Source organism: Streptomyces sp. NPDC096152 (genome assembly GCF_044763235.1).
In the GTDB taxonomy this organism is placed as follows: domain Bacteria; phylum Actinomycetota; class Actinomycetes; order Streptomycetales; family Streptomycetaceae; genus Streptomyces.
Genome location: NZ_JBIWFW010000002.1, coordinates 196015 through 210014, shown reverse-complemented (window position 1 = coordinate 210014; position 14000 = coordinate 196015). Strand labels below are relative to the sequence as shown.

The 14000-nt window shown below is 73.2% G+C and carries 11 protein-coding genes; 6 read left to right on the top strand and 5 right to left on the bottom strand.

The features are described from left to right. Positions 1–30: 30 nt before the first annotated feature. From ACIQ9G_RS06375 to ACIQ9G_RS06365, 3 genes are all read right to left on the bottom strand, one after another. Positions 31–2172 (bottom strand): putative bifunctional diguanylate cyclase/phosphodiesterase, encoded by a 2142-nt coding sequence (locus ACIQ9G_RS06375; RefSeq protein ID WP_403607125.1) that lies wholly within the window; start codon positions 2170–2172, stop codon positions 31–33. Then, positions 2169–2981 carry an SAM-dependent methyltransferase gene (locus tag ACIQ9G_RS06370; RefSeq protein ID WP_403607123.1) on the bottom strand — a complete coding sequence of 271 codons (813 nt, stop codon included), beginning with the start codon at positions 2979–2981 and terminating at the stop codon, positions 2169–2171. The genes ACIQ9G_RS06375 and ACIQ9G_RS06370 overlap by 4 nt, the downstream gene beginning before the upstream one ends. Positions 2982–3199: 218 nt before the next feature. Further along, a complete protein-coding gene (locus ACIQ9G_RS06365; protein ID WP_403607121.1) occupies positions 3200–4159 on the bottom strand; it encodes an SCO0930 family lipoprotein in 960 nt (319 codons plus the stop codon). 647 nt (positions 4160–4806) lie between these two features. Here ACIQ9G_RS06365 and ACIQ9G_RS06360 point away from each other — a divergent pair. From ACIQ9G_RS06360 to ACIQ9G_RS06345, 4 genes are all read left to right on the top strand, one after another. Continuing rightward, positions 4807–4935 carry a hypothetical protein gene (locus ACIQ9G_RS06360; RefSeq protein ID WP_403607119.1) on the top strand — a complete coding sequence of 43 codons (129 nt, stop codon included), beginning with the start codon at positions 4807–4809 and terminating at the stop codon, positions 4933–4935. 90 nt (positions 4936–5025) lie between these two features. Beyond that, positions 5026–5790, top strand: coding sequence for a hypothetical protein (locus tag ACIQ9G_RS06355; protein ID WP_403607117.1), 765 nt, complete (start codon positions 5026–5028; stop codon positions 5788–5790). 195 nt (positions 5791–5985) lie between these two features. Further along, positions 5986–6525, top strand: coding sequence for a hypothetical protein (locus ACIQ9G_RS06350; protein ID WP_403607115.1), 540 nt, complete (start codon positions 5986–5988; stop codon positions 6523–6525). Between the two features lie 157 nt (positions 6526–6682). Then, on the top strand, positions 6683–7351 hold the full coding sequence (locus ACIQ9G_RS06345) for a class F sortase (RefSeq protein ID WP_403607113.1): 669 nt from the start codon (positions 6683–6685) through the stop codon (positions 7349–7351). Positions 7352–7524: 173 nt separating this feature from the next. Here ACIQ9G_RS06345 and ACIQ9G_RS06340 read toward each other — a convergent pair whose 3' ends face one another. Next, the gene (locus ACIQ9G_RS06340; RefSeq protein ID WP_403607111.1) at positions 7525–8385 is read right to left on the bottom strand and encodes a polysaccharide deacetylase family protein; all 861 of its coding nucleotides are present in this window, start codon (positions 8383–8385) and stop codon (positions 7525–7527) included. Between the two features lie 96 nt (positions 8386–8481). Continuing rightward, complete coding sequence (gene lysX, locus ACIQ9G_RS06335; protein ID WP_403607109.1) at positions 8482–11766, bottom strand: bifunctional lysylphosphatidylglycerol synthetase/lysine--tRNA ligase LysX; 3285 nt, start codon at positions 11764–11766, stop codon at positions 8482–8484. Positions 11767–11877: 111 nt separating this feature from the next. Here lysX and ACIQ9G_RS06330 point away from each other — a divergent pair, with 111 nt between their 5' ends. Together ACIQ9G_RS06330 and ACIQ9G_RS06325 are read left to right on the top strand one after the other, a co-directional pair. Next, entirely contained in the window at positions 11878–12339 is a 462-nt protein-coding gene (locus ACIQ9G_RS06330; RefSeq protein ID WP_403607107.1) for a universal stress protein, read from the top strand. 153 nt (positions 12340–12492) lie between these two features. Continuing rightward, the gene (locus tag ACIQ9G_RS06325; protein WP_403607105.1) at positions 12493–13905 is read left to right on the top strand and encodes an amino acid permease; all 1413 of its coding nucleotides are present in this window, start codon (positions 12493–12495) and stop codon (positions 13903–13905) included. Positions 13906–14000: the final 95 nt, after the last annotated feature.

Below are 14000 nucleotides of genomic sequence, written 5' to 3'. Positions count from 1 at the left end.
CCGGCCGCCGAGGCGGACGGGCCGTCCGGCTCAGCCCGTCGCGTCCACCAGGGTCAGTTCGTGGAGGCGTTCCGGGGGGCCGGGGCGGGCGTAGTACCAGCCCTGGGCGGTGTCGCAGCCCAGAATGCGCAGTTGCTCGGCCTGGGCGCCGGTCTCCACGCCCTCCACGGTGACCGCGAGGTCGAGGCTGTGCGCGAGGGCGACGATCCCCTCGACGATCTTGAGGTCCACGGGGTCCGCCGGGAACTGCTGCATCCCCCGGGTGAAGGATCGGTCCAGCTTCAGCACGCTCACGGGCAGCCGGCGCAGGTTGGCCAGGTTGGAGTAGCCGGTGCCGAAGTCGTCCAGGGCGATGTCGACGCCCATCTCGGCCAGCCGGCGCAGCGGTTTGAGCAGATCGTCCTCGGCGCCGATGAGGGCCGACTCGGTGACCTCCAGGCACAGGGCGTCGGGCTCCACGCCCTCCCGCTCCAGGATCTCGACGGTGTCCTGCACCAGATGGGGGTGCGAGAGCTGGCACGGCGAGAGGTTGACGTTGATGCGCAGCGGCCCCGCGGAGCCGTCCCCGTGGTGCCGGCGCCACTCGCGGGCCTGACGGACCGACTGCTCCATGACCCAGCGGCCCAGCGGCACGATCAGCCCGGTGTGCTCGGCGAGCGGGATGAACCGGTCGGGGCCGAGGACCCCGTGCTGCGGGTGCAGCCAGCGCACCAGCGCCTCGGCGCCCCGCACACTGCCGTCGCCGAGGTGCACCAGCGGCTGGTACTCGATGAAGAACTCGCCCCGGTCCAGGGCCGTCGGCAGGGCCGTGGTCAGCCCGTGCCGGGTGATGACGCGGGCGTCCGCCTCCGGGTCGGCCAGCTCGAAGCGGTTGCCGCCGGCCGACTTGGCCCGGTACATGGTGATGTCCGCGCTGCGCAGCACCTCCGCCGCGCTGCGCTCGCCCACCGGCCCCTCGACGATGCCGATGCTGCCGCGCACGGTCAGCTCCCGGCCGTCGACGCTGACCGGCGCGACGAGGGCGTTCATGATGCGGGCGGCGAGCTCGTCCACCTCGCGTTCGGTGTCGGGCCCGGTGGTCAGCGCGACGAACTCGTCGCCGCCGAGCCGGGCGACCATCTCGCCGGGCGCCGTCGCACAGGACTGGAGGCGGTCGGCGACCTCGACGAGCAGCCGGTCGCCGGCGGCGTGCCCGAGGCTGTCGTTGATGGTCTTGAAGCCGTCCAGGTCGAGATAGCACAGACCGAAGCGCTGGCCCTCGCCCGCGTTCAGCGCCTTCTCCAGGCGTTCGAAGAACAGGGTGCGGTTGGGCAGGCCGGTGAGGGCGTCGTGGGTGGCCTCGTAGCGCAGGCGGAGGTTCAGGAGCCGCCGCTCGGTGGTGTCCTCCATCAGGGCGAGCTGGTACTGGGGCCTGCCCTCGGCGTCCCGCAGCAGGGAGACGCTCAGGTTGGTCCACAGGGCCGTTCCGTCGGGGCGGGAGAAGGCCTTCTCCACGTGGTAGTGCTCACGCTCGCCGCGCACGAGTTCCTCGTACAGCCGCCAGATCTGCGGGGCGTCCTCGGCGTGCGTCCACTCCTTGAAGTTGCGGCCGCGCATCCCCGGCTCGGCCCCGCCGAACATGCGCAGCAACGCGCCGTTGCCCTGGAGGATGTTGCCGTCCAGGTCGGCGATCCCGATACCTATGGCCGCGCCCTCGAACACCGCCCGGAACCGGGCCTCGCTCGCGTGCAGCTCCTTCGCCACCACGCCCTGGGCGCGCAGCGCGGCCTGCGCGATCGCCTCCTGCTCGGCGAGGGTGCGATCCCGCAGCGCCCGGGCGAACCCGGCGGCCATCGCGTGCTGCAGCCGGGAGGAGCGGGCGCGCAGGTCCTCCTGCTCGCCGTCCCCGCCGCAGTACAGCACCAGGTAGGCGTCCACGCAGTCCAGGGAACGGCTGAGCGCCTCGGGGGCGGTGCAGTGCGCGCCGACCAGCGCCGCGCCGACCGCCTCGCCCTCGTCGGCGTCGAACGTCCTGGCCCGCAGCGCCCGGCTCAACCGGCGGGCCAGCGGCAGGAGTCGTTCCTCGAGTTCCGGCCGGGTGAGCGACGTCGCGGTGACCGGGAAGACCGCCCGGCTCCAGATCGTCGTCAGCCGGCGCAGTCTGTCCTCCGGCCCGTCCGGTTCCGCGCTCACGCCGTACGCCCCACGCCGGCGAAACCGGAGAAGGCATACGGATCCTCGTCCTCCGGTGCCGTCTCCGGCCGCCACTGAGGCATCGGCACCAGTCCGGGCTCCACCATGTCGTACCCCTCGAAGAACCGCGCGATCTCGTCGCGCGAACGCATGATCAGCGGATTGCGAATGTCCTTGTACACGTCGACCGCGCCCTCGCTCCGTTCCGGCGGCAGGGGGATTCCCTCGTACGAGGCATGCGTGAGTACGAGCAGGCTGCCGGGCGCGAGTGCGTCTCGCAACTGTTCCACCGCACAGTAAGGTTCGTCCGCGTCTTCCACGAAGTGCAGTATGGCAACGAGAAGCAGCGCGACTGGCCGATTCAGGTCGATCAGCCGTTCCACTTGGTGGCTGTTGAGGATGTCCGAGGGCTTGCGCAGGTCGGCCGCGACGACGTCCGTGTCGTCGTTGCCCGCGAGGACCGCCTGGCTGTGGGCGACCGCCACCGGGTCGTGGTCGGCGTACACCACGCGCGCGCCGGGGCGGGCGGCCTGGGCGACCTCGTGGGCGCTTCCGAAGGTGGGGATGCCGGAGCCGATGTCCAGGAACTGGGTGACGCCCTCGTCGAGGGCGAAGCGCACGGCCCGGCGCATGAACGCCCGGTTGGCCTGCATGATCTTGGGGAGGCCCGGCAGGAACTCCATGGCCCTGCGGGCCGCTTCCCGGTCGACCTCGAAGTTGTGCGAACCGCCCAGGTAGTAGTCGTAGATGCGAGCGACGCTGGGCACCGAGATGTCGATGCTCCGGGGGGCCCAGGCGGGACGCTCCATCGATCTCTCCAAGGCTGAGGCGATCCGGTGTTCGAGCAGAGGCTACTGATCGCCCGCCAAAGGAGCGAGCGGAACCGGAAATTGACCATCCGTTCCCGGTCGCTGCCTGCGGCACTCTCCCTGCCGGCGCCCGCGTCGGAGCAGTCGCGGGGACACGCGGACACGGCGAACCGCCCCCTCCGTGCGGTGCGGAGGGGGCGGTCCGGTCGGTGGGTTACCTACTTCGCCGGTGCACCGACCGGCTTTCCGTCCGGGGAGACGGCGTACCAGGTGCCGCCGACGCCCTGGCCGTTGATGTCCCCGGGCACCTTGTCCCCGGAGAAGGTGTAGATCGGCCAGCAGTTCACGGTCATCTGCTTGACCCCGTCCGGCCGGGTGAAGCCCATCAGGCCCTTCTTCTTGACGCCCTTGGTGTCGTTGGCGGTGACCGGGGCCACGGCCGGCCACTTCTCCAGGCACGCCCCGGTGCAGGCGGACACCGGCTTGGGCCACGCCTCGTCCTTCAGGAAGCGGTAGACCGTCATGCCGTTCTTGTCGACGACGATGTCGCCGAGGTCGGACTTCTTCACCGACAGGCCGGGCAGGCTCGACAGCGAGGCCTTCTTGCCGTCGGGCGCGAGGGCGAACCACTTGCCGCCCACACCCTGGCCGCTGGTCTGACCGGCCTTGGCGTCCTTCGCGTAGCGGTACGCGGGCCAGCCGGCGACGGTCAGCTGCTTGGTGCCGTCGGAGCGGGTGACCTCGCCCAGCAGGGCCTTGTCGATGCCGGCGCCGGCGGTGGCGTCGTCCGCCGGGACCGGGGGCCAGGTCTTGGCGCAGTCGCCGTCGCAGGAGGACTTGGGGGGTTCGGCCGTGTCCTGGTCGAAGCGGTACAGGGTCATCCCGGCGCTGTCGGTCAGCACCTTGCCCAGCTCCGCGTTGGCGGAGACGGCGAGCTTCCCCGCGGACTTGGAGCCGCCCGCGGACTGCTGGCCGTCGGCGCCGTAGCCGTTGCCGACCCCCGTGCCCGCACCGACGCCGCTGCCCGTGCCCGCGCTGCCGTAGCCGCCGACCGGGGCCGTCGCGCCCACGTTCTGACTGCCCGCCGGCGGAGTGCTTTCCTGACCGCACGCCGTCGTCAGCGCCAGCACGGCCGCGGCCGTCGCCACGAGCGAGGCGCTCCGCCAGGAGGTCTTCATCGTCAACTCCCAATGATCCCAATGGTGTTGTGGCGCCCTGCTGCGCCGCCGCACGACACTGGGTACGCACGGGAGCGGTGGTTGTGTTCAACGGCGGCGCGAATTTCTTTCCGAGAGCCGTGACATGTTTCGCGCCACCCGTCCCTCCTTCGGGGCAATCCACGCTTCCGGCGGAGTGCCGGGGCGTGTCACGGCTCATGATCTTCGACGTGCATCGACCCGAACCGACCCGATTCGCCCTCATTCTCCGGGTGTTGGCCCCGGTGACGCTGGCATGGCTGTGCGTGGGCGTGCCGAGCGGAACGGCCGCGGCCGACGCCTGCGCGTACGCCTCCACGGGCCCGGACGGCATGGTGGCGGTGTCGGTGGCCAGCGGCTCCTGGCCGGCGTTCCCGCCGTGCGGACCCACCCCGGCACCCACTCCCACCCCGACCCCCAGCCCCCCGCCTCCCCCGCCTCCCCCGCCTCCACCACCCCCACCGCCGCCTCCGCCCAAGCCGGCTCCCCGCCCGGTGCCTCCGCCCGTGAAGCCGCGGCCCGCGCCGCCACCCCCTCCGCGCCCGGCACCCCCGCCGGCGCCCGCCCCGCCTCCGGAACCGGCTCCGAAGCCGGCGCCCAAGCCCCGCCCCCACCCGTCGGTGGCCCCGGTGAGCTACCCGTCGTACCACCCCCGACCGCACCGGCGCACGCCCCAGCACGGCCCGTCGCCGGTCACCTACGTCCTGCTCATCGCGGTGCCCGCGCTGGCCGCCGTCGCCGCGCTCCGTCCGCGCTGACCCTCACGCGTCCTCACCCCGACCCCTCACCCCGGCCCCTCGCACCGATCCCAGACACCGATCCCCCGCACCGACCCCTGGAGGAAACTGTTGTCGGAATGGCTTGTTCTCGTCCTCGCGATGCTGGCCGCCTGCGCCGTGGTCGTCATCGTCACCTTCCTGCGGCACCGCACGGCGGCCGAGGACGACGATCCCAGTGAGACCCCGGACGTCATCGAGTACATGACGATGTGGATCGGCGTGGTGTACGCCATCGTCCTGGGCCTGGCCATCGCCGGTGTCTGGGAGGGCCGCGTCGCCGCGCAGGACCACGTCCAGGCTGAGGCGCAGGCGCTGCACGAGATCTCCGAACGGGTCCGGGTCTACCCGCCCGATGTCCGTGACCGCATTCGCTCCGATGTCAACGCCTATGTCGGACACGTCGTCACCACCGAGTGGAAGGCGATGGCGGACCGCGGCGAGGTCACGCCGCAGGGCGGCCGGCTGCTCGACCGGGTCCGCGCGGACGTCACCGACTACCGCCCGACGTCGGACTTCCAGGCGCAGGCGTACCAGCCGCTCGTGGACCAGGTGTCCGCGGCCGACCAGGCACGCGCCGCGCGGGCAGACTCCACGGGGGCGACCATGCCGGGCGTGGTGTGGTTCGGGCTGATCGCGGGCGCCGTGATCACCATCGGCATGGTGTTCGCGCTCCAGATCAGACGGACGACCCGGGAGCTGATCCTCGCCGGGCTGTTCTCCGCGCTGATCGCCTTCCTGCTCTTCCTGATCTGGGACTTCGACGCGCCCTTCAGCCGGGGCATCGCGGCGTCGGCGGACCCCTTCCTGGCCCTGTTCCCCCACCTCGGCCACTGACCGGGACGGTGACGGCCCCTCAGCCGACGGGGCGTCGGGAGAGCCGTCCCCCGGGCGGCGCACCCGGTTGCTCCGTTCGCCCGGGTGCGATCGCGGCCGGGCGCGGACCTTCCTAGCGTTTCGATCGTCGAGGCGCGTCTCCGGCACGGACGCAGCAGGTCCGCGACCGCTCCTCGGGAACCGGGAGGATCCGTCATGCGCGTCGTACGTGCCGCCTCGGCCGCGCTGCCGGCCGTCGCCGCTCTCGCCCTGGCCGCCCCTGCCGCCGTGGCGAGCGGCGGCGACGGCCGTCCCGGCGGCAGCGCGTTCCGGGTCGGCGTGAGGCCGTCCACCGTCGCGCCGGGCGCGCAGGTCACGCTGGAGATCGATCGCGGCCAGGGCGGCTGCCGGGGCCCCGCGACCGTGTCGTCCGGTGTCTTCGACGCGGTCAGCATCCCGCGCGGGCGGTCGTCCCAGACCGTGCGGGGCGACGGGGACGCCCGGCCGGGTGCCGTCTACCAGGTGACGTTCACCTGCGACGGCCACAGCGGGGCCGCGGACCTGACGATCGCCGGCGGCCACGGCCAGGACGGCGGCGGCCCGGCCGCCGTCCAGCACGGCGTCCGCGCGGGCGAGGGCGGCACCCTCGCCGGCCCCGGCCTCGAGGAACTCGGCATCGGCACCGCCCTCGTCACCGGGTCGCTCGGCGCGGCGTACTGCCTCGCGCGCCGCCGCTCCGGCGAGAACGGCACCTGACCACGGCCCGGCACCGGGCCCGAAGCCATGGGACGGCGCGGCGAGGGCCGCCGGGCCACCCGTTCGCGCCCGCCCCGTCGCCGGCCGCGCGTGCGGTCCTTAGCGTTCTCGTGAGCGGGCGTGCAGGGGCGACGGCCGGAGCGGGAGAGGAGAGCGGATGTCTGTGGGCGGGCTGTCCGGGGCGGTCGGCGAGGAGGAGGAGCGCGTACCGCGTAAGCATGTCCCGTGGGGCGTGACGGCGCTCGTCCTGCTCACCGGGATCGCGCTCGTCCGCGGCGGCTCGGGTGAGTTCGGCACCGGCCCGCCGCAGCCCGCGAGAGCGGTCGCCCCGGACGGCGGCCGTACGTCCTCGGCGGCCCCCGCACCCCTGCCGTACTCGGTTCCGCGGCGGGTCAGGATCCCCGTGATCCGGGTCGACGCGCCCCTCACACCGGTCGGTCTGGACGCGGACGGCTGGGTCGGCGCGCCGCCGCCGGAGAACCCGAATCTGGCGGGCTGGTTCACCGGTGCGGTGACCCCCGGCGAGAAGGGCACCGCCGTCGTCGTCGGCCATGTCGACAACAGGACCGGTCCCGCCGTGTTCTACGGACTGGGCGCGCTGCGGAAGGGGAGCAGGATCGAGATCCGGCGGCAGGACGGCAGGACGGCCGTGTTCGGGATCTACGGCGTCGAGGTGTTCCCCAAGAACGGCTTCCCCGGGGAGCGCGTATACGGTTCGAAGGGGGCACCGGAGCTGCGGGTGATCACCTGCGGCGGCGGCTTCTCCCAGGGGATCGGCTACGACGGCAACGTCGTCGTCTTCGCCCGCCTGACCGAGGTCCGCTGACCGAGGTCCACCGGCCGAGGTCCGCTCCACGAGGTCCACCGGCCGAGGTCCGCTGACCGAGGTCCACCGGCCGAGGTCCGCTGACCGAGGTCCACCGGCCGAGGTCCGCTGACCGAGGTCCACCGGCCGAGGTCCGCTGAGCGGCGCCCGGCCCGGCGGGCCCCGACGCCGGGTCAGGTGTACGACCGGCGGGGCACGGTCAGGTGGTAGCCCTCGTCCAGCAGCTCCGGCAGGTAGGCGCGCAGCGCGCGGACGCTCTGCGAACGGTCGCCGCCGGCGTCGTGGTTGAGGACCAGGAAGCCGGGGGCGGCGCCGCCCACGACCTGGTCGGTGATCGCGTCGGCGACGGGGGGCGGTTCGGTCCAGTCGAAGCTGTCCAGCGTCCAGGCCAGCGGTTCCATGCCCATCTCGGCGCCGAGCTGGAAGGTCGCCCGGTTCCAGGCGCCGTAGGGGGCGCGGAACCACAGGGGGCGTTCGCCGTAGGCGCGTTCGATGATGTCGCTGGTGCGTTCCATCTCGGCGCGGATGCGGCGGCGGGAGAGCTTGGTGAGCAGCGGGTGGGTCCAGGTGTGGTTGCCGACGACGTGTCCCTCGTCGGCCATCCGGGCCAGCAGGTCCCGGTTCCCGTCGGCCCTCCCCCCGCACACGAAGAACGTGGCCCGGACGTCGTACCTGGCCAGCGTGTCCAGGATGTGCGGGGTGTAGCGGGGGTCGGGACCGTCGTCGAACGTCAGCATCATGGTGCGGCCGCGTCCGGACATGCGCAGGATCGGCGCGCGGCGTACCCGGGGCGGCCCGGGGACGGCGCGTGGCGTGCCCTCACCCGTCAGGGGCCGCAGACGGTAGGCGGAGGGGGCGAGGGCACCGCGCGCCGGGGAGCCCGCGACCGGGCCGGCGGGCCGCACGGGAGGACCGGAGGAGCCGGAGGAGCCGGGGAACAGCAGACCGGCGGTGCCGGCCGCTCCCGCCGCCCCCAGAGCGGCGACCCCGGCGAGCAGGGCCCGCCGCCGTGTGAGCAACTGTTCCTTCTGCATGACTCATCAGTCGCCCGTGGAGCACCGCGGGACCACGCGACGGCCGGAGCGGAGCCGGGAAAACACCCGCCCGGCCCAGTGCCGGGCCGGTCCCGCTCAGCGGCGGCGCACCAGCGGGAAGGGCAGCGTCTCGCGGATGGTCAGTCCGGTGAGGAACATGACCAGGCGGTCGACGCCGAGGCCGAGGCCGCCGGTGGGCGGCATGGCGTAGGCGAGGGCGTCGAGGAAGTCCTCGTCGAGTTCCATCGCCTCGGGGTCGCCGCCGGCGGCGAGCAGCGACTGGGCGGTGAGGCGGCGCCGCTGCTCGACGGGGTCGGTCAGTTCCGAGTAGGCGGTGCCGAGTTCGGTGCCGAAGGCGACGAGGTCCCAGCGCTCGGCGAGGCGCGGGTCGGTGCGGTGCTGCCGGGTGAGGGGGGAGACCTCGGTCGGGAAGTCCTTGTAGAAGGTGGGCGGCCCGGTCCGTTCCTCCACCAGCCGCTCGTACATCTCCAGGACCACGTCCCCGGGGCCGTCGTCCGCGGTGTAGGGCACGCCCGCGCGGTCGCAGAGCCGGTGCAGCACCGCCAGGTCCGTGCCCGCGTCGATCTCCTCCCCCAGCGCCTCGGAGATCGCGCCGTGCACGGTCTTGACCGGCCAGGGCCCGGAGATGTCGTACTCGGTGCCGCCCCGGCGGGCGACCGCGCGGCCGTGGGCGGCGGTCGCGGCGGCCTGGATCAGTTCGCGGGTGAGGTCGAGCATCACGTCGTAGTCGGCGTAGGCCTGGTAGGCCTCCAGCATCGTGAACTCGGGGTTGTGCTTGTAGGAGACGCCCTCGTTGCGGAAGGTGCGGCCCAGCTCGAAGACCCGCTCCAGGCCGCCGACGCAGAGCCGCTTCAGGTACAGCTCGGGGGCGATGCGCAGGTACAGGTCCAGGTCGTAGGCGTTGATGTGGGTGGTGAAGGGGCGGGCGTGGGCGCCGCCGTGGACCTGTTGCAGCATCGGGGTCTCGACCTCGAGGAAGCCGCGGTCCAGCAGGCCCTGGCGCAGGGCCTGGACGGCGGTGGAGCGGGTGCGGACGACGGCGCGGGCCTCGGGGCTCGTCACCAGGTCGAGGTGGCGGCGCCGGATTCTCGCCTCGGGGTCGGCGAGGCCCCGGCGCTTGTCGGGCAGCGGGTGCAGGCACTTGCCGAGCAGCGTCCAGGAGGTGACGAAGACGGTCGGCTCGCCCCGGTCGCTGACGCCCGCCCGGCCGGTGGCGGTGATGTGGTCGCCGAGGTCCGCGTCGGCGGTGAAGCGGTCCAGGGCCGGGCCGGAGCCGGAGCGGGTGAGGGCGAGTTGGCGGTCGCCGGACCAGTCGCGCAGGACGACGAAGACGATGCCGCCGAAGTCGCGCATCAGCATGATCCGCCCGGCGACCGTGACCTGTTCCCCGTCGCGGACCTCGGCGAGGGTCCGGGTGCGGGCCGGGACGCCGACCGGGTAGGGGTCGGTGCCGGCGGCGCGCAGCCGGTCCAGGGTGCGGTGGCGCACCCGGACCTGCTCGGGCAGGCCGGCGAGCGGGTCGGCGGGTGCGGCCCGCCGCTCCTCGCCGGCGCCGGGGGCCGCCGGGGCGGACGGGGCGCCCGGCGCGGCGGGCCCGGCTCCGTGCCCGGTGTGGCCCTTGCCCCATAGCTTGCGCAGCGAGGGTACGGAGACGAAGCCCTCGGCGATGCCGGAGGCCAGGCCGATCCGGGCGAGCTGGGCGGCGTCTCCGTAGCAGATGAAGCGGGGGTACCACTCGGGGTGGTACTTGGCGTTGGAGCGGTAGAGCGCCTCCAGCTGCCACCAGCGGGAGAGGAAAAGCAGCAGGCGGCGCCACAGCCGCAGCACCGGTCCGGCGCCGATGCGGGCGCCCTCCTCGAACGCCGAGCGGAAGACGGCGAAGTTCAGCGAGATGCGGTGCACGCCCCGCTTCGGTGCGGCCGCGCACAGCTCGGCGACCATGAACTCCATGACGCCGTTGGGGGCGGCGCGGTCCCGGCGCATCAGGTCCAGGGAGACGCCGTCGCGGCCCCAGGGGACGAAGGAGAGCAGGGCGAGCAGCCGCCCGTCGGCGCTGAGGGCCTCCACGAGGAGGCAGTCGCCGTCCGCGGGGTCGCCGAGGCGGTCCAGGGCCATGGAGAAGCCGCGTTCGGTCTCGGTGTCGCGCCAGGCGTCGGCCTTGTCGATCACCTCCTCCATCTCGGCGTCGCCGAGGGTGGCGTGGCGGCGGATGCGGCAGGTGGCGCCGGTGCGCCGGACGCGGTGCACGGCCTGCCGGGTCACGCGCATGTCCCGGCCCGCGAGGTCGAAGTCGGCGACGTGCACGATCGCCTCGTCGCCCAGTTGCAGGGCGCCGAGTCCGGCGCGGGCGTAGGCCCTGGCCCCGTCCTCGGAGGCACCCATCACGGCGGGTGCCCAGGCGTGGCGGCGGGCGACGTCCAGCCAGGCGGCGATGGCGTGCGGCCAGGCCTCGCGGTCGCCGACGGGGTCGCCGCTGGCCAGGCACACCCCGGCCTCGACGCGATAGGTGACGGCGGCCTTGCCGCTCGGCGAGAAGACCACGGCCTTGTCGCGGCGGGTGGCGAAGTAGCCGAGGGAGTCCTCTTCGCCGTAGGCCGCCAGCAGGGCGCGGATACGGTCCTCCTCGTCGCCGTGCAGGGCCGCCTCCAGACGCTGCGAGCGGAACAGCGTGGCGGCGGCGTTGAGCAGGGCGAGCGCGCCGAACAGGCCGAGCAGGAAGGTGACGGCGCGCGGCGGGCGGCCGTCGAAGGCGCGTGCGCCGACCAGGCCGCCGCAGACCCGGTCGGCGGCCCAGGCCAGGTACTGGCCCTCGGGCAGGGTGCCGGGGAAGAGCGCTACCAGGCCCCAGCCGGCCAGGATCGCCGCCGCGATCCCGGCGGCCAGCACGGCCAGCGCCCGCCACACGGCGCCGCGGCGGGAGGCGGCGTAGAACTCGTCGCGGGCGGCGATGAGCAGCAGCAGCGCGAGGGAGCAGACCACGAGGGACGGCAGCGACTCGGCGTACTCGCCGGCCGCCAGGCCGAGCACGTCGCTGAGGACCACGAGGCCCAGGTAGACGACGACCAGCCACCAGGCGACCTTCTTGCGGGCGGCGGTCGCCGCGGCCAGCAGGAAGAGGAAGGCGGCGTAGGCGAGGTTGGCGCTGACCGGGACGAGGAGGAGTTCGAGGGCGCGGACGACCGGGCGGAGCAGCACGCGCAGCGGGGCGACGAGGTCCAGCAGGACGCAGAACAGGCCGAGGGCGCCGAAGAAGGCACCGACGCCTTCGGGCACCCGGTGGAGGAAGCCGTCGCGGGGCGGCCGCCCGGGCCGGCTTCCGGCCCCGGCCGCGGCCGGGGCGGCGTCGGCGGTGGCGGTCATGGTTCCTTCGGGGTGGCGCTCATGTTCCGACTGTAGGAACACCCCGTGCGCCGCGCCCGTCGAAGTGGCCCGCGCTCCGGTGCCGGCCGCGGCCTCCGATAGCCTCACGACGTGACGGAACAGCACGCACAGCGGTTCGAGCGGGGCACGGACGGGCCGAAGGTGATCCTGGTCGGAGTGGACGGCTCCGACTCGTCGATGCGGGCCGCGGCCTACGCGGGCGGTCTGGCCCGCAGGCAGCACGCCCTGCTCGCCGTCGTGTACGTGCAGCCGGTGATGACGGCGGGTGCCGCGCTCGGTGCGCCGGTGGCGGAGGCGACCGACGAGATCGCCGAGGACCTGGTCCAGCAGATCCGCGAGGCGGCCGAGCGGGTCAAGGGGATATACGAGATCCGCTGGGAGTTCCACACCTTCCGGGGCGACCCGTACAACGGCCTGGTCACGGCCGCCGACGAGCTCAAGGCGGATGCCGTGGTGGTGGGCGCCTCCGAGCAGGCCGGCCACCGGATCGTCGGCTCGGTCGCGGTGCGTCTGGTGAAGGCGGGGCGGTGGCCGGTGACGGTGGTGCCGTAACTCACCGCTGCGGGCCGGGGCGACCGTAGCTCACCGCGGCGGGCCGGGGCGGCCGTCGCCGTCCCGGTCGTGCGTGGTGTCTTCCCTGACCGGCAGTGCTGGGCCATCATGATCCGCCGTCAGCCGTTTGCCGTCTGCGAAGAGGTGAGGCGCATGGCCGGACTCCGAATGGGCGAGGGCATTCTCCGCCGCAAACCCATCGAGCACATCGAAGAGACGGAGGTCGCCGAGGGCCCCCGGCTGGAGCGCTCGCTGGGCCTGTGGCAGCTGACCGCGATCGGTGTGGGCGGCATCATCGGCGCGGGCATCTTCACCCTCGCCGGTACGGTGGCCAACGGCACGGCGGGCCCGGCGGTGGTCGTGTCCTTCCTCATCGCCGGCCTCGCCAGCGCGGCGGCGGCGCTGTCGTACGCCGAGTTCGCGGGTCTGATCCCGAAGGCGGGCTCGGCCTACACCTACGGATACGCGGTGCTCGGCGAGTTCGCGGGCTGGTTCATCGGCTGGGACCTGCTGCTCGAGTACACGGCGATCGTGGCGGTGGTCGCGATCGGCATCTCCGGCTACTTCGGCTTCCTCGTCGAGGACATGGGCGCGCAGCTGCCGTCCTGGATGCTGGGCGCGCCGGGCACCGGTGCCGGGCACCGGGTCGACCTGTTCGCGGCCGTGCTGTGTCTGCTCATCGCGTGGCTGCTGAACCTCGGTATGCGCAGCGCGGCCCGCTTCGAGACGTTCGTGGTGGCGCTGAAGGTCCTGGTGGTGCTGCTGGTGATCGGGGTCGGCGTCTTCCACATCACGACCGCCAACTACCGGCCGTTCTTCCCGTACGGCATCGGCGGGACGTTCACCGGTGCGGCGACGGTGTTCTTCGCCGTGTTCGGCTACGACGCGATGTCGACGGCGGCGGAGGAGTCGCGGGACGCGCAGCGGCACATGCCCAAGGCGATCGTCTACTCGCTGGCGATCTCGATGGTGCTGTACGTGGCGGCCTGCCTGGTGCTGACCGGTATGCAGAACTACAAGGAGATCGACAAGGAGAGCGGCTTCTCCACGGCGTTCAAGTCGGTGGGCCTGGGCGGGCTGGCGGACGTGATCGCGGTGGGCGCCATCATCGGCATCCTCACCGTGATGTTCACCTTCATGCTGGGCGTGACCCGGGTGTGGTTCGCCATGTCCCGGGACGGGCTGCTGCCCAAGTGGTTCGCGAAGACGCATCCCACGCGGCACGTGCCGACGCGGGTGACGTGGATCGTCGGGCTGGCCTCGGCGGTCATCGCCGGGTTCCTGCCGATCGCCGAGGCGGCCGAGCTGACCAACATCGGCATTCTGCTGGCGTTCGTGGTGGTGTGCACGGCGGTGATCGTGCTGCGCTACCGGCAGCCGGAGCTGCCGCGCGCCTTCCGCACGCCGTGGATGCCGTTCGTGCCGGCCCTCGGCGTGGTCTTCTCGATCTGGCTGATCACGTTCCTGCAGTGGCAGACCTGGGTGCGGTTCGCCGTGTGGTTCCTGATCGGATGCGTGATCTACTTCGCCTACTCGTACAAGCGGTCGGCGCTGGCGCGGCGCTAGCCGCGCGGCCCGGGCCCGGCTCAGGCCCGGCTCCACGGCTCAAGGGCTGAAGGACTGAAGGGCTCTACGGCTCCACGGCTCCACGGCTGAACGGC

Coding starts and splice junctions, on each gene's coding strand:
- ACIQ9G_RS06370 (WP_403607123.1), bottom strand. CDS start 2,981: ATGGAGCGTCCCGCCTGGGCCCCCCGGAGCATCGACATCTCGGTGCCC.
- ACIQ9G_RS06365 (WP_403607121.1), bottom strand. CDS start 4,159: ATGAAGACCTCCTGGCGGAGCGCCTCGCTCGTGGCGACGGCCGCGGCC.
- ACIQ9G_RS06350 (WP_403607115.1), top strand. CDS start 5,986: ATGCGCGTCGTACGTGCCGCCTCGGCCGCGCTGCCGGCCGTCGCCGCT.
- ACIQ9G_RS06345 (WP_403607113.1), top strand. CDS start 6,683: ATGTCTGTGGGCGGGCTGTCCGGGGCGGTCGGCGAGGAGGAGGAGCGC.
- ACIQ9G_RS06340 (WP_403607111.1), bottom strand. CDS start 8,385: ATGCAGAAGGAACAGTTGCTCACACGGCGGCGGGCCCTGCTCGCCGGG.
- lysX (WP_403607109.1), bottom strand. CDS start 11,766: ATGACCGCCACCGCCGACGCCGCCCCGGCCGCGGCCGGGGCCGGAAGC.
- ACIQ9G_RS06325 (WP_403607105.1), top strand. CDS start 12,493: ATGGCCGGACTCCGAATGGGCGAGGGCATTCTCCGCCGCAAACCCATC.